We start from the raw sequence: 21495 nt of genomic DNA, 5'->3' as shown, positions 1-21495 counted from the left end.
CGTGTTCATCCGCATCCGCCGCGGCCGGGCTCTGGCCCGCTAGCGGACGGCTGACACCGCGCGTCCGCCGGCGCGCCCAGGGCCCTTCGAGACCTGTTCATCTCGAGGACCCGAAAGGGCAGTGCTGTGGCGCAGAACTTCGCGCACGGAAACTATTCACACACCCAGAAGAACGTCAGGAACGGCGGCGGCGGTCGTACGCCCGCCGACCGGCTCAGGCGTGAGCTCTCGCAGAACTTCCTGGCCGACCGGCATGCCGTGGAGCTGATGGTCAAGGCGGCGGCGCCGGAGGGGCTGGTGCTCGAGCCCGGCTCGGGGCCGGGCGTGCTCACGCTGGCGCTGGCCGAGGCCGGGGCGCACGTGGTCGGCTACGAGCTCGATCCCCGGCTCGCCGGGCGGCTGGCCTCGCGTACGCGCAACGATCCGCGGATCGAGGTGGTCAGGGGTGACTTCACGGCCGCGCGGGCGCCGCGTGAGCCGTTCGCGGTGGTGGGCAACATCCCGTACTCGATCACGTCGAGGATCGTCGACTGGTGCCTGCGGGCGCGGGAGCTGACCTCGGCGACGCTGCTCACCCAGCGGGAGTACGCGCGCAAGCGCACCGGCGACTACGGCCGGTGGAGCCTGGTCACGGTGTCGTCGTGGCCGTGGTTCGACTGGCGGCTCGGCGACACGATCGGCAGGGAGAGCTTCCGTCCCGTGCCGTCGGTGGACTCGGCGATCCTGCGCCTGCGGCGGCGGCCCGAGCCGCTGGTGAGCGACCGCGGGAGCTACCTGGAGCTGGTCGAGCTGGGTTTCGGCGGGGTCGGCGGCTCGGTGCGCGCCTCCCTGCGGCCGCACTACCGGGGGGTGGACGCGGCGCTCGGCGAGGCGGGCGTGGCCCGCGACGCCGTCGTGGGCCACGTGCACCCTGACCAGTGGGTGGCCTTGTGGCGGCGGCTAGACCGCCGTTGAGGTGATCTTCGGCGGGACGGCGGCGACTCTGTCCTGGGCCGTCGACACGCGACGGGCCCAGGGCATGGCCAGCAGCAGCACCGGCAGCAGCACGATGGAGGCCCGTGACCAGTCGCGGTGGAGGTACCACCAGTCGTTGGTGCTGAACTGCGTCATGTACAGGTAGCCGAAGGCGGCCCAGAAGGAGACGCCGATGATGGCCGGCCAGGCCCACCTGGTCGGCCTGGCCACCAGGAACGGCATGAACCACAGCAGGTACTGGGCGCCGAGGCGGGGCGTCATGACCATGAAGACGAGCAGGATGGCCGTGGTCAGGTCGATCGGGTCGGCCCGCCGCCACAGCAGCAGGACGCCGATGACGCTGACGTAGATGAGCTTCGTGCCGAACGAGGCCAGCCCCGGCATCAGGGCCCAGTCGCCGCCGGTGAACCATGGGGTGTAGCCCCATTCGCCGACGATCGGACGGATGTCCTGGATGGTACGGATGACGGCGGGGATCTCGTCGAGCGTGGTGCCCGCGAAGATCGGCGAGGTGAGCAGGAAGAACACCGGGACGATGCCGGTCATGACGAGGGCGGCGATCCTGGCGCGCAGGTGGGGCAGGAGCAGCAGCATGCCGGGCACCAGCCAGATCGGCCAGCTCTTGGCGCACAGCGCGAGGCCCATGAGCAGCCCGGCCAGCATGGCGCGCCGCAGGTCGGCACGATCGTCGGAGCCGGGCATGAGGGCGCGGCGCAGCATGGCGACAGGGCGGCGTGCCACGGCACGAAGGCCGTCGGCGTCGATGGTGGCGCCGGGACGGTCGGGCGCGCCGGGGCCGCGGGCGACCACGAACGCGGCCACGCCGAACACCAGCGCGACCGGCTCGACCTGGCCGTGGACGCTGGCGATGAGCACGGCCAGCGGGTTGAGCGCGTACTGCAAGGCGCGCAGGGACGCCTTGGGGCCGCCGGCCAGCTTGGCGACCAGCGGGACCAGCACGATGTCGGCGACGACGGTGACCAGGCGGCCGGCGTACTCCCACGGGATGCCGAGCCACAGCAGGATGCCGTAGACGTAGGGGATGGTCGGCAGGAAGTGCCAGCCGCCCTCGCTGGCCAGCACCGGGTCCTTGCCCTGCAGCACCGCCTCGCCGGCGGGCTTGAAGCTCTCCATGAAGTCGACGGGTTGCCATGAGTCGATCGCGGAGGTGTACATGATCAGCACGCGGACGGCGATGCCGACGAGCACGGCGACGTAGAGCGGCGGCCGCCAGTCGCGCCACTGTGCGACGACGGCGAGCACGACACCGGTGACGAGGACGACCCCCGTGAGAACTGCGTAATCCATGGCGGCCCCTAGCCTGCCGTAACAATCTGAGTGCCGCCACCTGGGCTTCCAATTCTTATCCCCGACATGCGGACACGTAACGCGATAGAACATGACTGTCTGTGTTGAACTTTTTCCATGGGGGGATCGCAGGTCAACCAGGCACTGGTCAGGCTCTATTTCGAGGTGAGGGACGGGGTCCGTGACCCGGTCGCGGCCTGGGCGAAACTCACAGGCAACTCTCAGGTCTACCAGGCGCGGCGCGGTGAGCGGCGGGTCCCGCTGGACGACGCCACGGCGGCCGAGCTGGCGGCGGCGGCGATCGTGCACACGGCGTCGGAGCACGGCGCGGACCGGGTGGCGGCGCTGGCGACGTCGCCGCTGGCGGGCGTGGTCGACGGGCTGGGCGGCGCGCTGCTGACCGAGCATCCGTGCGCGTCGGAGCAGGTGCTCGGGCCGCGGTTCACGGGGCCGGGGGCCGAGGACTGGGCGCGGGCGGCGTACGTGCTGCTGTGGGGGGAGAACAACCGGCTGGCGCGTACGGCGGACACGCCCTGGGTGATCGCCGGGCGGTACAAGGGCCAGAAGGTGGTGGCGATCGGCACCCATCCGACCCGGTTGTCGGACGAGACGCTGGTCGTGCGGCCGGGCACGGACGGCGCGCTGGCGATGGCGATGGGGCACGTGCTGCTGAAGGAGTTCTTCCTGGACCGGCCGCCGTTCGCCGCGCACGCGATGGAGCGGACGGACCTGCCGTTCCTGGTGCGGCTGCGCGAGCGCGAGGACGCGTACGTGCCGGGCGGGCTGCTCGGCCGGGCCTGCGACCGGCTCAGCGTGTACGGCGGCGAGGCGGTGCAGGTGCTGTTGCCGCGCTTCGACTTCGGGCCGGGCGTGCTGCGGCGCGGCGTGCCGGTCGTCAGGGACGGCGGCGAGCTGGTGACCACGGTGTTCGACCTGCTGCTGGCCGCCTACGGCGTGGCACGTGACGGGCTGCCCGGGGTGTGGCCGCAGGGGTACGGGGACCGGGAGCCGTACACGCCGGGCTGGCAGGAGATCTACACCGGGGTGGCCGCCTCGCGGACCGTGAAGACGGCGCGGGAGCTGGGCGTGACGGCGGAGAAGACCGGCGGGCGGTGCATGATCGTGCCGGGCCGGCTGGAGACGCCGCACGCCGACACCGCCTACCGGGCGATGCTGGCGCTGCTGGTGCTGACCGGGTGCGGCAGCGGGTGGGCGCAGCCGGCGGGCGGCGCGGGGATCCCGCTGGTGCCGTACCTGTGCCTGCACGCCTGCGGCGAGGACCGCGCCGACGTGGGCGCGCTGAGCTGGGCCCTGTGCGAGGGCCTGTTCGCGCGCCGCACGTCGCGGTCGGTGCTGCTGGAGGCGGTGCGCGACGGGTGGCCGATGGCTCCCTCGCCGCGCGTGCTGGCCATCCCCCGGCCGATCTACCCGCTGCCGCCGGAGGTCGACCTGCTCATCGGCCCCGACGAGCAGTGCGACCTCGCGCCGCCGGACGCGGGCCTGGTGGCCGAGGCGGTGGCCCGGCTGGCCGGGCGGACGTCCCGGGCGGACCCGGACGGCACGCCGGCGGACGGGCGCATGCGCCTGATGGTCGACCACGCCTGGATGCACGAGTACGGCGAGGCGCTGCCGACCTACCGTCCGCCGGGGTTGGGGGTGCCGCTCAAGCCCACCCAGCTCGTCCGGCCGTTCACAGGCCGTTGAGGTAGGCCCGGTGCCTCCTTGAGAACTCGAAGGCGTTGTACTTGTCCCAGTTGATCGACCAGGTCATCAGGCCGCGCAGGTTCGGGTAGACGCCGCGTGGCTTGTAGCTGCCGCAGTTGCTGCCCTTGGCCAGGCAGTCGAACGCCTTCTGGACCTCGGCGACGGTGGTGAACCCGTTGCCCGCGTTGGGTGAGGCGGGCAGGCCGATGGCCACCTGGTCCTGGCGCAGCGGCGGGAACACGTTGTTGGGGTTGCCCATGATCGGGAAGCCGGCCAGCAGCATGTCCGTCATGGCGACGTGGAAGTCGTGGCCGCCCATCGTGTGGTACTGGTTGTCCAGCCCGGTGATCGGGCCGGAGTTGTAGTCCTGCACGTGCAGCAGGGTGAGGTCGTCGCGCAGGGCGTGGATGACCGGCAGGTAGGAGGCGGCCCTGCTGTCGGCCGAGCCGTTCGGGCCGGGGCCGTAGAACTGGTAGCCGAGCTGTACGAAGAACGTCTCGGGCGCCATGGTGAGCACGAACTTGGCGCCGTAGCGGCTCTTGAGCGCGCGCAGCGCGGAGATCAGGTTGACGACGACGGGCGTGGTGGGGTTGGCCAGGTTCGTGTCGCCCTGGTTGAGGTAGAGGGAGTGGCCCTCGAAGTCCACGTCGAGGCCGTCCAGGCCGTACCTGTCGATGATGGCCGCGACCGACTCGACGAACTTGTCCCTGGCAGCCGTGGTGGTGAGCTGCACCTGGCCGTTCTGGCCGCCGATGGAGATGAGCACCTTCTTGCCCTGGTCCTGCTTGGCCCTGATGGCGGCGACGAAGTCCGCCTCGGGCTCGACGTTCGGGCACTCGGCGGCCGGGCACTGGCGGAAGCGGATGTCGCCGGAGGTCACCGAGGTGGGCTCGCCGAAGGCGAGGTTGATGACGTCCCATTCGGCGGGCACGTCGGCCATGCGGATGTAGCCGGAGCCGTTGGCGAAGGAGGCGTGCAGGTAGCCGACCAGGACGCGCTTGGGCAGGCCGCCTCCCCCGCCGCCGCCGGCGGTCGTGGTGCCGGTGGCCTCGGCGGTGTAGGGCGAGCAGTTGCCGGCGGCGTCGCAGGCGCGGACCTTGAAGCGGTAGGAGGTGGAGGCGGCCAGGCCGGTGGCGGTGTGGCTGGTGGCGGTCACGGCGGCCGGGGTGCCGCCGTCGCGGGAGACCTCGTACCGGTCCACGCCGACGTTGTCGGTGGAGGCCGACCAGGTGGCGGTGAGCGTGCTGCTCGTCGCGCCGCCCACGGTCAGGTTGCCGGGGACGGTCGGAGCCTGGTTGTCGCCGCCGCCTCCGCCTCCGGGCGCGCCGTCCAGGACGACGTCGTCGGCGGTGTAGGCGCTCTGGCCGTACCAGGCGTTGAGGTAGATGGTCACGGACGTGGTGGTGGCGCCGGTGGTGAACGTGGTGCGCAGCTGCGTCCAGGCCGAGCCGGGCGAGCCCCACGTCTGGGGGTCGGTGCCGCCGGTGCCGGTGGCGCCGAGGAAGACGTAGCCGCCCTGCACCCAGGCCGACAGCGTGTACGACGACGACGGCTGCACCTTGATCTGCTGCTGGCAGCGGGCGAGGTCGGCGCCCGCCGGGGTGGCCTTGAGTGCCTTCGTCCCGCCGTGGACGGGCGAGGTGACGGCGGCGGCGCCGGAGGAGGCGCTGCAGGTCCAGCCGGTCAGCCCGTCCTCGAAGCCGGGGTTGACGGCGATGTTGGCCGCCAGGGCGGGGGTGGCGGACAGGCCCGCCGTGCCGAGGGCGAGCGCGACCGCCGCGACGGCGGTGCGCCACCTGAAGATGCCGCTCATCCGGTGAACCCCTTGAAGATGTTCGTGAACTCGTAGCTGGACTGGGAGATCCCGCTGCAGGTCGGGGAGACCTGGCCGTTGGGGCAGCCGCCGTTGTCGCGGGCGGCGGACCAGAAGCCGACGAATCCGATGTGGTTGCTGTTGGCCCAGGTCAGGAGCTTGCGCGCGTCGGCCTGGGTGGTGGTCATGCCGGTGTCGTTCTTGCCGATCATGGGGGTGACGCCGAGCGCGCGCCTGAGCTGGGCGTCGCTCCTGGCCGGCCAGACGCCCTTCATCTGGCCGAGCGTGGCCTGGGCGGCGGCGGTCATCGCGTCGCCCCAGTTGCCGGTGTAGCCGAAGTTCATCAGCATCGGGTTGACGATCACGTCGAGGCCCTTGGCGGCGGCGTCCTGGAGGATCTGCAACGAGAACGGGTCCACGCCGTAGTCCTGGCCCTGCACGCGCAGCGTGTAGCTGATCACCGTGCCGCGCTCGGTCTGGAGCTGCTTGAGCGCGGTGTTGACCTTGTTCGCGTCGATGCTCGCCTCGACGTCGATGTCCAGGTGGTTGGTGCCGACGGTGTCGAGCACCTTCTTGTAGGCGGCCAGCAGCGCCGCCGAGGTGCCGCAGGCGTGCTCCAGGTACGGTCCGACCGCGCCGCCGCTGGCCACGACGACCTGGCCGCCCTGGGCCTGGAGGGCCTTGACGTCGTTGACGATCCGGGTGTCGGCGAGCGGGATCGTGCCGCCCCAGGCAGGGTTGCAGCCGCTGCTGTCGCCGAGGACGAACGCCAGCGTGTAGTTCTTCACGCCGGTCGCGTTGGCCGCGCCCACCAGGGACGGGCTGGTCATCGTGATGTCGATGTAGGGGGCGTACCTGATGTCGCCGGCGGGCGGGACGGTGTCCTTGGAGGTGCGGCCGCTGACCGGGGGCGAGTAGGCCGAGCAGTTGCCGGCGGCGTCGCAGGCCCTGACGCGGAAGGCGTAGGAGGTGTCGGGGGTGAGGCCGGTCGCGGTGTGGCTGGTCGTGGTGGCGGCGACGGGGGCGGCCTCGTCCCTGGAGACCTCGTAGCGGGCCACCGAGCCGGAGTTGTCGGTGGAGGGCGACCAGGTCACGGTCAGGCTGGTGCCGGTGGGGCCGCCGACGGCCACGCCGCCGGGGACGGTCGGAGCCTCGGTGTCGGGCGGGCCGCCGGGGCCGTCGAGGACGATGTCGTCGGCGGTGTAGGCGCTCTGGCCGTACCAGCCGTTGACGTACACGGTCACGGAGGTGGTGGTGGCGCCGGTGGTGAAGGAGGTCCTGAGCTGGCCCCACTGGTTGCCGGGGGCGCCCCACGTGCTGGCGTTGACGCCGGCGCCGGTCGCGCCGAGGAAGACGTAGGAGCCCTGGGCCCAGGCGGAGAGCTGGTAGGCGGTGCCGGGCTTGACGGTGACGGTCTGCTGGCAGCGGGCGAGGTCGGAGCCCTGCGGGGTGGCCTGGAGCGCCTGCGCGCCGCCGTGCGCGGGAGTGGTGACGGCCTGCGCGCCGGCCGGGCAGGTCCAGCCGCTCAGGCCGGACTCGAAGCCGGGGTTGGACAGGATGTTCGCGGCGGCGGCCGGGGTGGCGTGCAGGACGGTGAGTCCCAGTGCGGCCAGGGCCGTGGCCGCCAGTCCGCGCAGTCTCGTGCGGGGTCTCATGCGGGTCCTTTCGGGGGGTGCGGACCGCGCGCCGGTGCGGCCCGCCACCGGGGGGGTGGCGGGCCGCCTCAGCGGGTCAGAAACCAGCGGTGATCTTGGTGAACTCCCAGTTGTCCTGGGCGATGCCGCTGCAGTTCTCCGCGACGCCGCCGCCCGGGCAGGGGCGGTCGCGGTTGACCGACCAGAACGCGAGCCTGGTCAGGCCGTGGGAGTTGGCGTAGTCACGGATCTGGGTCCAGGTGCTCTGGTTGGTGAGCTCCTGCTGGTCGGACAGGCCGTTCATGCCGGAGATGCCCATGTGGGCGTACGCCTGCGCGTCGGTCCAGCCCTGGGCGGTCTTCAGGGCGTTCTTGAGCCCTTCGGCCGCGTTGACGGTGTTCTGGTACATGTTGGCGCCGCCGCCGAAGTCGAACGGCATGATCGTGTAGTTGTCGATCGGCACCGCCAGTTCCTTGGCGCGGTTGATCAGGCGGGTGCCGTAGTAGGTCGGGCCGGTGGTCGCGGTGCCGAAGGTGACGGCGATCTTGACGTTCGGGTTGGCCGCCTTGACGATCTTGAGGGCGTTCAGGATGCGGTCCTGGACGGTCAGGTTCTCGAACTCGTCGGTGTTCTCGATGTCGAAGTCGACGACGGCCGGGCCGACGGCGTTGATGACCTTCTGCACCGCGCCGGCGAACAGTTCGGGCGTGGAGCAGTTCGGGCCGAGCTTGTTGCCCTGCCAGCCGCCGAAGGACACCTGCACGCTGCCGCCGGCCGCCTTGATGGCCGAGATGGCCTGCGCGTCCTGGCCGCCGGACAGCGGGCGCTGCCCGTCCCAGGCCGGGTTGCAGCCGTTGCTGGCCAGGATGAAGGCCATCGTGAACGACTTGATGCCGGTCGCGCTCATCACCGTGGTGGGAGAGGGCGGGTCGCCCCAGCCGGTGTAGAGGTAGGGGGCGCCGGGCATCTTGCCGCCGGTCGGGCAGCCGGTCGTGGTCGCCGAGACGTCACGCCCGGCCGACTCGCCCACCGAGTTGTACGCCTTGACGGTGTAGGTGTGGCTCTGGCACGCGCTCAGCCCGGAGATCGTCGTGCTGGTCCCGGTGACCTCGGCCTTCTGGGTCGCGCCCTCGTAGACGCGGTACCCGGTCACCGTGCCGGAGGAGGCGCCCCACGACAGCGCGATGCTGGTGTCGGTCACGGTCGTGGTGACCGTGCCGGGCTGGCCGGGCGCGCCGTTGCCACCGGGGGTGGTGACGCTGAGCGCGTTGCTGACGCCGGACAGGTTCCCCGCGGCGTCGCGGGCCCGGACGGTGTAGCTGTAGGTGGTCGAGGCCGTCAGCCCGTTGTCGGTGTACGTCGTGCCGGTCGCGGTGCCGACCTGGGTGCCGCCGCGGTAGACGTTGTAGCCGGTCACGCCGACGTTGTCGGTGGAGGCGTCCCAGGCCAGGCCGGCGCTGGTGGCGGTGACGGTGGTCGAGCGCAGGTTGCCGGGCACCGACGGCGGGGTGGGGTCGCCTCCGCCGCTGCCCTGCTTCCACAGCGCGGGCACGTTCGGCGGCTCCCAGCCGGGCTGGGAGGTGTGACCCTGCAGGGCCACGTAGTCCACGCCGTTGTAGGTGACGGCGGCGCCGGTGGCGTAGGCGGTCCACGGCGCCCAGGCGGCGGCCAGCTGCTGCTGGGCGGCGGCGCCGTAGGCGGTGGGGACGCCCGTGGCCAGGCCGGCCCCGGTGAGGGCGATGGCCAGGCCGGCCACCGAGCTGATCAGTCTGCTACGTAATCTCATGGCATTCCCTGAAGGTGCGGCTTGACGGTCTTGGAGAAGGACCAGTTGTTGCTGGCGTCCCAGTTGATGGACCAGGTCATCGCGCCCCGGATGTCCGGGTAGGCGCGCGGCGGCACGAAGGATCCGCAACTGGTGCGCTTGGCCAGGCAGTCGAGCGCCTGGTTGACGAGGGAGGGCGAGACGACGCCGCCGCCCGCGGCGCCGGGCCCGGCCGGCAGGCCCAGTGCCACCTGGTCGGGGCGCAGGCCGTTCTCCAGCTGGATGCAGGCCAGGGCGGTCATGAAGTTGACCGTCCCCTGCGAGTACGCCGCGGACTGGTCGCAGCCGAGCATGGAGCCCGAGTTGTAGTACTGCATGTTGACGACCGTGAGGATGTCCTTGATGTTCAGGGCGAGCTTGAAGTACTCCATCCCGGTCGACTGCATGTCGATGGTCTGCGGGGCCATCATGATGATCAGGCCGCTGCCCGCCTTGGCGCGCAGCGCCCGCAGGGCCTGGCCCATGTAGGTGGCGTTGAGGCCGTTCTCCAGGTCGATGTCCACGCCGTCGAAGCCGTAGCTCTGCATCAGCGCGTACACCGTGTCGGCGAACTTCGTGGCGGCCGCGCCGCTGGAGACCTGCACGCGGCCGGCCTCGCCGCCGACCGACAGGATGACCTTCTTGCCGCGCTGGTGCAGGGCCTGCACGTCGGCCTTGAACTGGGCGTCGGTGTAGCCGCCGAGCGCGGTGGAAAGGCCCGGGTCGACCGAGAAGACGACCTCGCCGGCAGTCGAGGTGGCCTCGCCGAAGGCGACGGCGACGACGTCGTACTCGTTGGGCACGGCCGACAGCTTGAGCTCGGTCGCGGCGTTGACGAAGTTGTGCCAGTAGCCGGTGAGGAAGTGCTTGGGCAGCGGGTCGGTGGTGCAGCCCGGGGTGGTGAAGGTCGCGGCGTCGCTGGGCGGGCCGTCGCCGGTCGCGTTCGACGCGGTGACCGTCAGCGAGTACGAGGTGCAGGCGGTCAGGCCGGTGAGGGTGTGGGAGGTGCCGGTGACGGTGGCCACCTGGGAGCCGTTGAGGCGGACCTTGTAGCCGGTGGCTCCGGCGACCGCCGGCCAGCCGGCCGTGGCGCCGGTCTGGGACGTGCCGGTCACGGTGATCGGGCCGGCCTTGCCGGGCACGCCGGTGCCGCAGCCCGTGGTGGTCGCGGTCACGGCGTCGCCGGCGGCCGACTCGCCCGCCGAGTTGTACGCCTTGACGGTGTAGGTGTGGCTCTGGCACGTCCCGAGGCCGGAGATCGTCGCCGTGGTGCCGGTGACGGTGGCCTTGACGGCGCTGCCTTCGTAGACGCGGTAGCCGGTCACCGTGCCGGCGGAGGCGCCCCAGGAGAGGGCGATGCTGGTGTCCGTGCTGGTCGCGGTGGCCGTGCCGGGCTTGCCGGGGACCTCCACGGTCGTGCCGCCGCACGAGGAGCCGTTCAGCGTGCAGCCGGTGATGCCGGGGAAGTTCCCCGGGGCGCCGTTGAAGCCGAAGCTCGTGCTCGCCCCGGCCGCCAGCGGTCCCGCCCAGCTCGGCGCGGTGAAGGTGTAGTGCTGGCCGCTCCTGGTCAGGACGGCGTCCCAGGCGGACGGGATGGAGAACCCGGCCGGCACGTCGAACTGCACGTTCCAGGCCAGGGGGGCGGTGGTGCCGTTGACGACGGTGACCTTGCCCTCGAAGCCGGACCCCCAGTCGGCGACCTTGACGAAGGTCGCGGTGGCGGCGGCGGCATGGGCGGGCAGTGCCAGGAGACTCAGTGCGAGGGTCGCGAGCGCTAAGAGGATCGCGCGAAATCTCACTGTCGATTTCCGTTCTTCTGGCGTGCCGTACGGCTTGCACCGGGGGGTGAGAGCGCAAGCCGTACGGCACGGGCCCGTGGAGGTGAGACACGGGCCTTTTCGGGGGGTGTCAGCGCAGGCCGGTGGAACGACAGGCGCGCGCGGAGCTTGCAACGGCAGTCAGGGCCGGTGCGTCCGGCCGGACCGCGTGACCGCTCCAGCGGCTGGGAAAAGGTGGGGGGTGTGCACGCCCGCAGCGCCGGGGGCGTGGGAGAAGAGGTCGTTCGGGCGGATGTCTCCGCAGCTCAGCGGCGAGTCATGCGGGCGGCGAGCGGGTCATGGGCCATCCGATCCATGATTTCTTTTAGGAAAGTTTCCTAAGAGTTGTCGCGATCGTAGCCTTGACACCCTGTGCTTACAAGACCCAATCACGTGACGGCCCGTGACGTGCCGAAACGCGGGGTGCCGGAGCCAATGGCAGCGCCCCCTCGCCCGGACCGGGGTCCGGAGCGAGAGGGCGCGGTGGTCGGGTCAGGGCTGTTGAGTGATCTTGACGTCGTCCACGCCCGCCTCCACCAGGGAGGCCCCGGAGGCGTCGGCCGCGTCGATGAGGATGCGGACCGTCTGGCCCGCATAGGCGGTCAGGTCGGCCGACGCCACGGCCCAGGCGCCGTTGCGGTTCGTGGCCGCACCGGCCTGCTGGAACACGGTGGTCGTGGTGCCGCCGACCACGCGGACCCGGAAGTAGTCCGCGCTGGAGGCGTTCGAGCCGTGCGCCAGGTACCACGACAGCGACAGGCTCAGCGTGCCCGTCGAGGGCAGCGTGATCGGCGGCGACTGGATCGAGCTGACGCCGCCGTCGAGGTCGTAGTCACCGGCCGCGGTGCCCGCCAGGCGGCCGGTCACCAGGTCGTTCGTGCCGCTGACCGTGGTGCCGAGCTGCTTGGCGCCCGAGGAGGTGGTCGCCTCGGGGTCGCCGCGCTCCCACGCGCCCGTGGTGGCGGTGTCGGTGCCGGACGGGTTCGCCGTCCAGCCGGTCGCCGTCTCGAACGTGTCGGACCAGACCGTCACCGGCGGCGTGCCGGTGCCGCAGTACTGGGACTCCTTGCCGATGATCCGGTAGACGCAGTCGGAGTACTCCAGGAAGCGCAGCACCGCCTCCTTGTTGCGGGTGGTCTGCGGGACGATCTGCTCGTCCGGCGGGTAGAAGCCGGGGCTCGCGCCGACCGGGTACATCTCGAACGTGAAGCTGAAGATCTTGTACTGGCCCCACATCCAGTCGTCGATCGTCCCGTCGGTGATGTAGAGGTCGCTGGACTGCTCGGGCGTGTAGCCGTTGGTGCCGGCCATGTTCTGGCCGAGGGTGGCGTGGGCGTCCCGGTCGTCCTGGGTCAGGCCGGGGGCGGTGTCGTTGTAGGTGAAACCGTAGGGCCACAGGACCAGCTCGCTGTAGGTGTGCCAGTCGAGGTTCGTCCTGATCTGCTGCACGCCGCCGACGACCCGGCTGCGCACCCAGTCGGCCGCCGCCTTGACCTCGGGGGCCGACTCGGCGCTCGCGCCGCGGTAGGTCTCGCTGGAGGTCGAGCCCGAGGAGCCGCCGCAGCAGCCCCACTGGTAGGCCCAGTTGCGGTTGAGGTCGGTGCCGACGGCCGAGGAGCCGGAGTTCGGCTGCCGGTTCTTGCGCCAGGAACGGTAGGTGCCGCTGGCGATGTCGTACTCGCCGCCGTCCGGGTTGAGGTCCGGCATGATCCAGATCTCGCGGGTGTTGACCAGGTTCGTGATCCTGGCGTCGGTGCCGTAGTTGTCGGCCAGCAGGTGCATGATGTACAGCGCCATCTCGACCGTGAGGTGCTCACGGGCGTGCTGGTGGGCGGTGAACAGCACCTCGGGCTCGGCCTCGTCCGTGCCCACGTTGTCGCTGATCTTGACCAGCCGCATCGGCCGTCCCTCGTACGAGGTGCCGAACGTGCTCTGGCTCATGATCCCCGGATGGGCCGCGACCATGGTGTTGATCTCGGCCGTCATCTCCGCGTAGTTGTGGTAGCCGGAGTCCGACGGCGGGAAGTCGAACGTCCCGACGGCGTCCGGCGGCGCCGGGCGCGGCGCCTCCGTCACCCGGTAGCCGAGCCGCCTGATGGCCGCGATCTCGGCCTGCGTGGCGGTGACCAGCACCGAGTTCGGCTGCACGTCCTCGATGGCGGCACCGGTCGCCGCGACGGCGCTGCGCTGCCGCGCGTCGGCCGGGCCGGAGACCCGGTACTGCTTGTTCGCCGGTGGTTCCGCGCCGGCCCCGGCGCCGGTCATGCCGGTGAGGCTGACCATGCTCAGGACCGCCAGCAGGATGAGTAATCGGCGTTTCACCTCGTCCTCCTCGCCCGCGCGGGACTGGGGGGTTTTGACCCGCGCCTGAACTGAGAGTGAAGACGATGGGTGCCCTAGGAAAGGCCCAATTTTCCGTCGAACCGGATCAGGGCCTCTTCCAGCGGTTTCCTGGCAAGATCAGGCACCTCGGCGTCGGGGGCGGCGTACCCGACGGGGAACAGGATGTAGGGCCGCTCGTTGGCCGGGCGTTCGCAGATCTCGCTGAGGAAGGCCATCGGGTTGGGGGTGTGGGTGAGCGTGGACAGGCCCATGGCGTGCAGGGCGGTGATGAACAGGCCGCAGGCGATGCCCACGCTCTCGTTGACGTAGTAGTGCTTGACCTTGCGGCCGCCGGGGCGCACGCCGTACTTCTCGGCGAAGCACACCACCAGCCACGGCACGACCTCCAGGTAGCCCTTGTCGGAGGTCGTCTCCAGCGGGGCCAGCGCCTCGCGCCACTCCTGCGGCAGCCGGCCGCCCTCGTAGTTGCGGCGCTCCTCCTCCTCGGCGGCCTCGCGGATGCGCCGCTTGGTCTCCGGGTCGCCGATCGCCACGAACTTCCACGGCTGCTGGTGCGCGCCCGACGGCGCGGTGTTGGCCGCCCGTACGGCCAGCTCGACGCACCGGTACGGCACCGGCTCGTCGCTGAAGAACCGCACGCTGCGCCGCCGGTCGGCCAGCGCGTGGAACTCCTCCCCGCGCTTGATCATCTCGTCGGCGTCGTAGCGTTCTGGCCGGTAGGGGACGAACGGAAACTGGTGCTCCATAAGATCCGCAGTCTCGGCACGACTGGCGGCTGTGACAACACCGCTCGCCGTATGCTGCCGATCTGACAGCCGAATCGGCTTTTGGGAGGCGAATATGCCGGCACGTCGCCGCGGGCTCGACGATCTGGACCTGCGCGTCCTGCGCCTGGTCGCCGACCGGCCGCGCAGCGGGCTGCTGGAGATCGCCCGGCTGCTCGGGGTGGCGCGGGGGACCGTACAGGCCAGGCTGGACCGGATGGCCGCGGACGGCGTGATCATCGACTACGGCCCGAACCTGTCCCCCGCCGCCCTCGGCTACCCGGTGCAGGCGTTCACCACCCTGGAGGTCGAGCAGGCCGCCCGCGAGCACATCTCCAAAACCCTGGAGTCCATCCCCGAGCTGCTCGAAGCCTGCATCGTGACCGGTCAGGGCGACGTCTGGTGCCGCGTCGCGGGCCGTGACAACGAGCACGTCCAGCGGGTGATCGACCGGATGCTGACGATCCCGGGCGTGCGCCGGAGCACCACCGTCATCGCGCTGTCGACCGTCGTGCCGCACCGGGTCCAGCCACTGGCGGCGGCTGACAGGTAGCTGCCAGAGCGCTGCCAGCGCCCCCCGCGACCGTAGGGGCATGACATACGCGATCGAAGCGGAAGGGCTCGTCAAGCGGTACGGCGACAAGACCGCGCTGGACGGCGTCGGCCTGCGGGTCAGGACCGGCACCGTGCTCGGCGTGCTCGGCCCCAACGGCGCGGGCAAGACCACCGCCGTCCGCATCCTGGCCACCCTCGCCGCCCCCGACGCCGGCCACGCCACGGTCGGCGGGCACGACGTCGTCACCCAGGCCCGCCGGGTCCGCGAGCTGATCGGCCTGACCGGCCAGTACGCCTCGGTCGACGAGAAGCTGACCGGCACCCAGAACCTCGTGCTCGTCGGCCGCCTGCTCGGCCTGTCCAGGCCGGCCGCCAGGGCCAGGGCCGCCGAGCTGCTGGCCAGGTTCGGCCTGGAGGAGGCGGCGGGCCGGGCGGCGGCCGGCTACTCGGGCGGCATGCGCCGACGGCTGGACCTGGCGGTCAGCCTGGTCAGCCGGCCCCGGATCCTGTTCCTCGACGAGCCGACGACCGGCCTCGACCCGCGGGCCCGCGGCGACCTGTGGGACGTGGTCAGGGAGCTGGTCGCGGACGGGGTGACGGTCCTGCTGACCACCCAGTACCTGGAGGAGGCCGACCAGCTCGCCGACGACCTGCTGGTCATCGACCGCGGCCGGGTGGCGGCGAGCGGCACGCCGGCCGAGCTCAAGTCGCTGGCCGGCGGGCACCGGCTGGACGTCCGGCCGCTGCACGCCGCCGACCTGGAGAAGGCCGGCTCGATCCTCGGCGCCACGGCCGTGGACGGGCTGCTCAGCGTGCCCGTGCACGACCTGGCCGCGCCGCCCGACCTGCTCAGGCGGCTGGACGACGCCGGGATCGTGCTGGCCGAGCACGCCCTGCGCCTGCCCTCCCTCGACGACGTCTTCCGCACACTCACCGGAGCAAGCTCATGACCACCGCGCTCTCCCAGGGGCTGACGCTCGCCTGGCGCAGCCTGATCCCGCTGAAGAACAACCCCGGCCAGCTCGCCGGGCTGCTGCTCCAGCCCGTCTTCATGATCGTCATCTTCGTCTACCTGTTCGGCGGGGCGGCCGGGGGCGACCGGGCGGGCGCGGTGTCGTACATGCTGCCCGGCGTGCTCGTCCAGGTCGCGCTGATGGCGACGATCACGACGGGCATGAACCTGGCCACCGACATCGGCAACGGCGTGTTCGACCGGTTCAGGACCATGCCGATCGCCAGGTCGGCGCCGCTGGCCGGGCGCATCTTGGCCGACCTGCTGACCCTGCTGATCACCGTCGCCATGTCGCTGGCCGTGGGGTACGCCGTCGGCTTCCGCGTGCGGACCGATCCGCTGAGCGCGCTGGCCGGGATCGGCCTGGTGCTGCTCATGGTGACGGCACTGAGCTGGGGGTCGGCCTGGATCGGGCTGGTGGCCAAGTCGGTCGCCTCCATGCAGGGCATCGCCACCGCCGTGCTGCTGCCGCTCACGTTCGGCAGCAGCGCCTTCATCCCCGCCACCGACCTGCCGGGCTGGCTGACCTGGTGGATGGGCGTCAACCCCGTCTCGCACCTGGCCGGCGCGCTGCGCGGCCTGCTGGTGGGCGGCCTGGCGGCGTCCGACGTGTGGATCACGCTCGGCTGGGCCGCCGCGCTGCTCGCCCTCTTCGCCCCCTTCGCCCTTCGTGCCTACAACAGGAAAGTGCGGTGACCGCGCCCTCCTACGTGGTGCTGCCGACCATCGAGTAGAGCTCGGCCGGTGGCAGGGCGGCGCCCTCGGCGAAACGGCGTTCGAAGAGCTCGTCGCCGAGTGCCTTCCTGGCCGCCGCGCGTCCCTCGGTGGTGTCGGGCGAGGTGTCCTGGGGGACGACCGCCGACGCCCCGCCGAACAGCACCGCCGCCCGTTCCTGGTCGCCCGCGGCCTGCGCCGCCAGCGCGAACCCGGCCAGCGTCATCGACAGCAGCGGCCGGTCCGGGCTGACGTCGCCGAGGACGTCGAGCGCCTGCCGGTGCCGGGCCAGCGCGGCCTCCAGGTCGCCGGCGCGGGCCAGCGCCCGGCCGTAGGAGGTCAGGTACACCGCCGTGAGCTGCGGCACCCGGGGAGCCGCGGCCACGACGCCGTCCATGTCCCGGTAGATCGCCAGGCTGCCGTCCAGGTCGCCGCGCTGCGCCTGGTACGCGGCCTCGCCCAGGCCGAGCAGCACCAGCGTCCACGGCGACGTCTCCTCGCCCACCCGGGACCTGGCCATGGCGAGGTCGGCGCCCGCGCCGTCCAGGTCGTCGACCCGCAGGCGGAGCTGGGCGACCCGGATCAGGGTGGAGATCGACTCGTCGTCGCTGACCCATTGGCTGGTCAGCGACCTGGTCTCGGCGATCAGGTCGTCGGTGCTCGCGCCGCGCTCGGCCCGCAGGTCGGCCAGACCCAGCAGCGCCTCGCTCAGCCCCCAACGGTCGCCGAGCCGCCTGAACCCCTCGACCGCCCGTTCCAGCTCCCGCTCTCCCCCCGCCTGCATCCGGCCGCCGATCATCAGCGCGGCGGACGACAACCACAGGTCGTCGCTGCCGGCGTAGTCGCCGATCAGCGCGGCCGCCCGCTCGTCCTGCCCGGCCGCCGCCGCCATGACGGCCCTGCTGATCAGCAGCAGCGGGTGCACCGGCCCCTCCCGGACCGCCCGCTCCACCAGCTCCTCCATCCGGCCCGACAGCTCCAGCATGGCCGCGCGGTCGTTGCTGATCGTCCCGAACACGTCGACGCCGTAGGCGAACATGCAGGACGTGTACGCCGCCGCGAGCCCCGGCGGCGGCGTGTCCCCGGCCAGGTCGAGCGCCTGCCTGGCCCACACCGCGCTCTCCCGGCGGTAGCCGCACATCCACCAGTACCAGTTGAGCGCCCCGCACAGCCGCAGCGCGGGCCCGGCGTCGCGCCGGTCGATCAGCCAGCGCAGCGCCGCCGCGAAGTCGTCGCGTTCCGCCGCCAGCCGTTCGATCCACTCCACCTGCGTGGCGGTGCGGAGCTCGGGCACCGCACGTTCGGCCAGGTCGAGCAGGTGGCGGGCGTGCCGGTCGCGGTACTCGGCGGTCTCGTCCGCCTCGGCCAGGCGTTCCAGGGCGTAGGCGCGGATGGTCTCCAGCATCGAGTAGCGGCCTTCGGGCGACAGGCGCACCAGGGACTTGTCGGCCAGCGCGCCGAGGACGTCGGCCGTGCCGCCGCACACCTCCTCGACCGCCTCCAGGGTCGCGCCATCGGCGAACACGCCGAGCCGCCTGGCCAGCACGCGTTCCCGCTCGTCGAGCAGGTCCCAGCTCCACTCCACGACCGCCCGCAGCGTCTGCTGGCGCGGCAGCGCGGTACGGCTGCCGCCGTCGAGCAGCCTGAACCTGTCGTCCAGCCGGTCGGCGAGCCGGCGCGGCGTCATCGTGCGCAGCCGGGCGGCGGCCAGCTCGATGGCCAGCGGCATGCCGTCGAGCCTGCGGCAGAGCGCGACCACGGCCGCCGCGTTGCTCTCGTCCACGGCGAACGACGGCCGGGCCGCCGCCGCCCGGTCGACCAGCAGCCGCACCGCCGGGTACACCGCCGCCTCGGCGGGGCCTGCCCCGACCGGCGGCGGTTCGAGCGGCGGGAGGGGCAGCAGCCGCTCGCCCGGCACGTTGAGCGGCTCCCTGCTGGTGGCCAGTACCCGCAGCTCGGGGCACTCGTCGAGCAGCCGCTCGACCAGCACGGCCGCGGCCGTCACCACGTGCTCGCAGTTGTCCAGCACGACCAGCGCGGGCCGCTCGCCCAGCGCCTCGGCGACCTGCTCGACCACGTCCTTGGCCGCCTCGGGCGGGCGGTAGCCGGGGCGGTCGTCACGCAGGCCGAGCGCGTCCAGCACGGCACCGGGCACGCCGGCCGGGTCGCTGACCGAGGCCAGCTCCACCATCCACGCCGCGGCCGCCCGCCGGCCGCCGGGCTCCCCTGCCGTCCGCGGTGTGGAGGGTTGGAGGGCCGCCTCGGCGCGGGGTTCGGGGCGGGGTTCGGGGCGGGGTTCGGTGGCCAGTCGGAGGGCTGCCTCGGTCGCCAGCCTGGTCTTGCCCGCGCCGCCGGGGCCTACGAGCGTGACGAGCCGGTCGTGGCGGAGCAGGCCGGTGAGCCGTCCGAGCTCGGCCTCGCGGCCGATGAAGCTGGTGCGCGGCTTGCGTACGTTGCCCTTCGGCCGGCTCCTCGGCCACGCGACCGGGCGCGGCTCCGCCGACAACACCGCCAGGTGCGCGGCCCGCAGCTCGGCGCCGGGGTCGACGCCCAGCTCGTCGGCCAGCCGGTGGCGGGTGCGTTCGAACAGCTCCAGCGCCTCGGCCTGCCGTCCGGACGCGGCCAGCCCGCGCATGGCCAGCCCGACCAGCCGCTCGCGCAACGGGTGCGCCGTCACCTCGGCGGCGAGCTCGACCGGCCGCCCGGCGGCCAGCAGGCGCTCGGCCCTGGCCTCGACCGTCGCCAGCCGCTCCTGCTCCAGCGCGGTCGCCGCGTCGGCCAGGTACGGGACCGACGTGAGATCCGCCAGTGCCGCCCCACGCCACAACGCCAGCGCCCGGTCGGCGTCCTCGCCCGCCAGCCGCCGGAACGCCAGCGCGTCCACCTGCTCGGCGGGGAGTGCGAGGGCGTACCCGCCGGGGCGGCTGTCGATCACCTCGTCCGGCCTGAGCGCCGCCCGCAGGCGTCTGACCAGCGTCTGCAGCGCGTTGGCCGCGTTGGCGGGCGGCTCGTGCGGCCAGAGCACGTCGATCAGCCGCTCCGCCGTGACCGTACGGCCCGCTTCGAGCGCCAGCACGGCCAGCAGCGCCCGCAGCCGGAGACCGCCGACCACGACCGGTCCCCCGTCGTCCTCGACCTCCAACGGTCCCAGGATGGATATCCGCACGTACCACATCCTGCCCTGCCTGCGCACATGCTCCGGTAGAGACCTTTCCCCCGCCCGTTTCCTCCCAGGGATGAACTCTTTCCACCGTCACGCGCCTGCAATCCTTTTTTATCGGACACACAGCGTCATCGACCGCTAACGTTCCGCTCGTGATCTCCTCCCAGCACGAGGCGCTGCACCGCGTCTTCCGTGACAATCCAGAGCTCTGCACGAGCGTCTTCAAGGTGCTCGACATCCCCTTCCCGTCACCGACCGAGGTCGCGGTGGTGGACACCGACCTGACCGAGATCAAGCCGATCGAGCGGCGCGCCGACACGATCATGATGTTCACGTCCCTGGAGGGACAGCACGCGGTCATCACCGAGTCACAGTCCAAGCCCGACGACCGCAAGACCGCCGCCTGGGCGCACTACATCAGCCACGTGCACGTCAAGTTCGGCTGCCCGGTGACGTTGCTGGTGATCTGCCAGGACGAGGCGACCGCCGGCTGGGCCGCGCTTCCGAAGACGATCGGCCTGCCGGACTGGCCGACGCTGTCCGTCCAGGCGGTCGTCGTGGGCCCGCACAACATCCCCGTGATCGACGACCTCGCCGAGGCGGTGAACGACGTGGTGCTCACCATGTTCTCGGCGCTGACCCACGCCCGTTCCAAGGAGGTCGCTGCCATACTGGAAGTCCTGGCAGACGCCTTGGACACCACCGACACCACCAGCGCGGGACACATCGCCGAACAAACCGAAGTAGGCCTCGGAAACACCGACGCCCGACGAATCTGGAGAGACCTGATGGCGACCAAGACCTACCGCTACCAGTCCGAGTACGCCCAGATGCTGCGCGCCGAAGGCGAAGCCAAAGGCCGAGCCGAGGGCGAAGCCAAAGCGCTGCTGCGGATGCTCGACCGTCGTGGCGTAGTGGTCCCCGACGTCGTGCGTGAGCGCATCCTCTCCTGCACCGACACCGCCGTCATTGACACTTGGATCGACAGGGCCGTCCACGCCACCAGCCTCTCCGACATCTTCGGGATTGACGACGAGCAACCAGAACAGGGCTGACGGGCGGCCATGACGTACCGCTACCGCTCCGAGTACGCCGAGATGCTGCGCGCCGAAGGCAGGGCGGAGGCCATGGCCAGGGGGCTCTTGCGGCTGCTGGACGGGCGAGGCCTGGAGGTGCCCGATGATGTGCGGGAGGGGGTCACCGCCTGCACGGACATCGCCGTCCTCGAGACCTGGATCGACCGGGCCGTCCACGCCGACCGTCTCGGCGAGGTGTTCGCGTCAGGCTTGGAGGAGGGTGAGGAGACCGGCGGCGATCAGGGCGGTGGCCCACATGCGGTCCACGTTGAACCAGGCGCGGCGCAGGATCGTCAGGCCGAGCACCTCGTAGACCACCAGGGCCACGACGCCGGCCACCACGAACATGGCCAGCGTGTGGAGGGCCGCCACCGCCAGCCCTCCTGAGACGGCGTGCCCCGTGTGGCCCTCCGCGCGCAGCCCGGTGAGTACGGGCAGCAGCATGAGCCCGGCGCCGTGGGCCGACGACATCAGGAACGACCAGCCGGCGAGCTGGGCGAGCGACAGGCGCATGCCCACCCACCGGAAGTGGCGGGTGGACAGCAGCCGCCACAGTCCGAACGCCACCAGCACCAGCCCGCCCGCCACCGGCAGCGCCGCGCCCGTCACGAGGGAGCCGGTGACGGCCACCACCAGGGCGACCAGGGCCACCGACGCCAGGTGGCCCAGGGCGATCACGGGGATCGACTGGAGCAGCAGGTCGCGGCTGCGCTCCTGCAGGCCGCGGGCCACCGCGAAGAGCCAGCCCATGGCCGGGTTCAGGCCATGGAAGGCTCCGAGCAGCAGGACCGTCGCGGTGCTCATGGCGGGCAT

General features: G+C 71.9%; 15 protein-coding genes. 6 read left to right on the top strand and 9 right to left on the bottom strand.

Features of this window, described 5'->3' with window-relative positions; translation table 11 throughout:
• The first annotated feature begins 126 nt into the window (after positions 1 to 126).
• Positions 127 to 954 carry an ErmE/ErmH/ErmO/ErmR family 23S rRNA (adenine(2058)-N(6))-methyltransferase gene (gene erm, locus ABZ459_RS44010; RefSeq protein WP_357984358.1) on the top strand — a complete coding sequence of 276 codons (828 nt, stop codon included), beginning with the start codon at positions 127 to 129 and terminating at the stop codon, positions 952 to 954.
• Here erm and ABZ459_RS44005 read toward each other — a convergent pair.
• On the bottom strand, positions 940 to 2283 hold the full coding sequence (locus tag ABZ459_RS44005; protein WP_357984354.1) for a hypothetical protein: 1344 nt from the start codon (positions 2281 to 2283) through the stop codon (positions 940 to 942). The two genes, erm and ABZ459_RS44005, sit on opposite strands and share 15 nt — an antisense overlap.
• A 117-nt stretch (positions 2284 to 2400) precedes the next feature.
• Between ABZ459_RS44005 and ABZ459_RS44000 the strand changes: the two genes are divergently transcribed.
• The gene (locus ABZ459_RS44000; protein ID WP_357984351.1) at positions 2401 to 3987 is read left to right on the top strand and encodes a molybdopterin-dependent oxidoreductase; all 1587 of its coding nucleotides are present in this window, start codon (positions 2401 to 2403) and stop codon (positions 3985 to 3987) included.
• Here ABZ459_RS44000 and ABZ459_RS43995 read toward each other — a convergent pair.
• The 6 genes from ABZ459_RS43995 to ABZ459_RS43970 all read right to left on the bottom strand — a co-directional run bounded on the left by ABZ459_RS43995 (position 3974) and on the right by ABZ459_RS43970 (position 14144).
• On the bottom strand, positions 3974 to 5800 hold the full coding sequence (locus tag ABZ459_RS43995; RefSeq protein WP_357984348.1) for a glycoside hydrolase family 18 protein: 1827 nt from the start codon (positions 5798 to 5800) through the stop codon (positions 3974 to 3976). The two genes, ABZ459_RS44000 and ABZ459_RS43995, sit on opposite strands and share 14 nt — an antisense overlap.
• Positions 5797 to 7455: a carbohydrate binding domain-containing protein gene (locus ABZ459_RS43990; RefSeq protein ID WP_357984345.1), complete on the bottom strand. Its 1659-nt coding sequence runs from the start codon at positions 7453 to 7455 to the stop codon at positions 5797 to 5799. Before ABZ459_RS43990 ends, ABZ459_RS43995 begins: the two co-directional genes overlap by 4 nt.
• Before the next feature lie 76 nt (positions 7456 to 7531).
• Positions 7532 to 9220 (bottom strand): carbohydrate-binding protein, encoded by a 1689-nt coding sequence (locus tag ABZ459_RS43985; RefSeq protein ID WP_357984342.1) that lies wholly within the window; start codon positions 9218 to 9220, stop codon positions 7532 to 7534.
• Positions 9217 to 11037, bottom strand: a complete 1821-nt coding sequence (locus ABZ459_RS43980) for a glycosyl hydrolase family 18 protein (RefSeq protein ID WP_357984339.1) — start codon at positions 11035 to 11037, stop codon at positions 9217 to 9219. The genes ABZ459_RS43985 and ABZ459_RS43980 overlap by 4 nt, the downstream gene beginning before the upstream one ends.
• Before the next feature lie 510 nt (positions 11038 to 11547).
• On the bottom strand, positions 11548 to 13377 hold the full coding sequence (locus ABZ459_RS43975; protein WP_357984336.1) for a M14 family zinc carboxypeptidase: 1830 nt from the start codon (positions 13375 to 13377) through the stop codon (positions 11548 to 11550).
• Between the two features lie 74 nt (positions 13378 to 13451).
• On the bottom strand, positions 13452 to 14144 hold the full coding sequence (locus ABZ459_RS43970) for a nitroreductase family protein (RefSeq protein WP_357984333.1): 693 nt from the start codon (positions 14142 to 14144) through the stop codon (positions 13452 to 13454).
• A 94-nt stretch (positions 14145 to 14238) separates the two neighbouring features.
• Here ABZ459_RS43970 and ABZ459_RS43965 point away from each other — a divergent pair, with 94 nt between their 5' ends.
• The 3 genes from ABZ459_RS43965 to ABZ459_RS43955 are packed head-to-tail and all read left to right on the top strand — an operon-like array spanning position 14239 to position 16425.
• The gene (locus ABZ459_RS43965) at positions 14239 to 14715 is read left to right on the top strand and encodes an Lrp/AsnC family transcriptional regulator (protein WP_357984330.1); all 477 of its coding nucleotides are present in this window, start codon (positions 14239 to 14241) and stop codon (positions 14713 to 14715) included.
• Positions 14716 to 14755: 40 nt separating this feature from the next.
• Positions 14756 to 15667: an ATP-binding cassette domain-containing protein gene (locus tag ABZ459_RS43960; protein ID WP_357984327.1), complete on the top strand. Its 912-nt coding sequence runs from the start codon at positions 14756 to 14758 to the stop codon at positions 15665 to 15667.
• Complete coding sequence (locus ABZ459_RS43955; RefSeq protein ID WP_357984324.1) at positions 15664 to 16425, top strand: ABC transporter permease; 762 nt, start codon at positions 15664 to 15666, stop codon at positions 16423 to 16425. The genes ABZ459_RS43960 and ABZ459_RS43955 overlap by 4 nt, the downstream gene beginning before the upstream one ends.
• 10 nt (positions 16426 to 16435) lie before the next feature.
• On the opposite strand, the gene ABZ459_RS43950 is transcribed toward ABZ459_RS43955, so the two are convergent.
• The gene (locus tag ABZ459_RS43950) at positions 16436 to 19609 is read right to left on the bottom strand and encodes a BTAD domain-containing putative transcriptional regulator (protein WP_357984321.1); all 3174 of its coding nucleotides are present in this window, start codon (positions 19607 to 19609) and stop codon (positions 16436 to 16438) included.
• Between the two features lie 149 nt (positions 19610 to 19758).
• On the opposite strand from ABZ459_RS43950, the gene ABZ459_RS43945 reads away from it, so the two are divergent.
• On the top strand, positions 19759 to 20661 hold the full coding sequence (locus ABZ459_RS43945; protein ID WP_357984318.1) for a hypothetical protein: 903 nt from the start codon (positions 19759 to 19761) through the stop codon (positions 20659 to 20661).
• Between the two features lie 225 nt (positions 20662 to 20886).
• Here the strand turns inward: ABZ459_RS43945 and ABZ459_RS43940 are convergent, their stop codons facing one another.
• A complete protein-coding gene (locus ABZ459_RS43940) occupies positions 20887 to 21495 on the bottom strand; it encodes a hypothetical protein (protein ID WP_357984380.1) in 609 nt (202 codons plus the stop codon).

The sequence above is a fragment of the Nonomuraea sp. NPDC005692 genome, from assembly GCF_040631115.1.
Lineage (GTDB): Bacteria > Actinomycetota > Actinomycetes > Streptosporangiales > Streptosporangiaceae > Nonomuraea.
The sequence above is the reverse complement of the archived record's forward strand: the minus strand, read 5'-3'. Positions and strand labels throughout refer to the sequence as shown.

Coding starts and splice junctions, on each gene's coding strand:
- ABZ459_RS44005 (WP_357984354.1), bottom strand. CDS start 2,283: ATGGATTACGCAGTTCTCACGGGGGTCGTCCTCGTCACCGGTGTCGTG.
- ABZ459_RS44000 (WP_357984351.1), top strand. CDS start 2,401: ATGGGGGGATCGCAGGTCAACCAGGCACTGGTCAGGCTCTATTTCGAG.
- ABZ459_RS43995 (WP_357984348.1), bottom strand. CDS start 5,800: ATGAGCGGCATCTTCAGGTGGCGCACCGCCGTCGCGGCGGTCGCGCTC.
- ABZ459_RS43990 (WP_357984345.1), bottom strand. CDS start 7,455: ATGAGACCCCGCACGAGACTGCGCGGACTGGCGGCCACGGCCCTGGCC.
- ABZ459_RS43985 (WP_357984342.1), bottom strand. CDS start 9,220: ATGAGATTACGTAGCAGACTGATCAGCTCGGTGGCCGGCCTGGCCATC.
- ABZ459_RS43970 (WP_357984333.1), bottom strand. CDS start 14,144: ATGGAGCACCAGTTTCCGTTCGTCCCCTACCGGCCAGAACGCTACGAC.
- ABZ459_RS43965 (WP_357984330.1), top strand. CDS start 14,239: ATGCCGGCACGTCGCCGCGGGCTCGACGATCTGGACCTGCGCGTCCTG.
- ABZ459_RS43960 (WP_357984327.1), top strand. CDS start 14,756: ATGACATACGCGATCGAAGCGGAAGGGCTCGTCAAGCGGTACGGCGAC.
- ABZ459_RS43955 (WP_357984324.1), top strand. CDS start 15,664: ATGACCACCGCGCTCTCCCAGGGGCTGACGCTCGCCTGGCGCAGCCTG.
- ABZ459_RS43940 (WP_357984380.1), bottom strand. CDS start 21,495: ATGCCCGCCATGAGCACCGCGACGGTCCTGCTGCTCGGAGCCTTCCAT.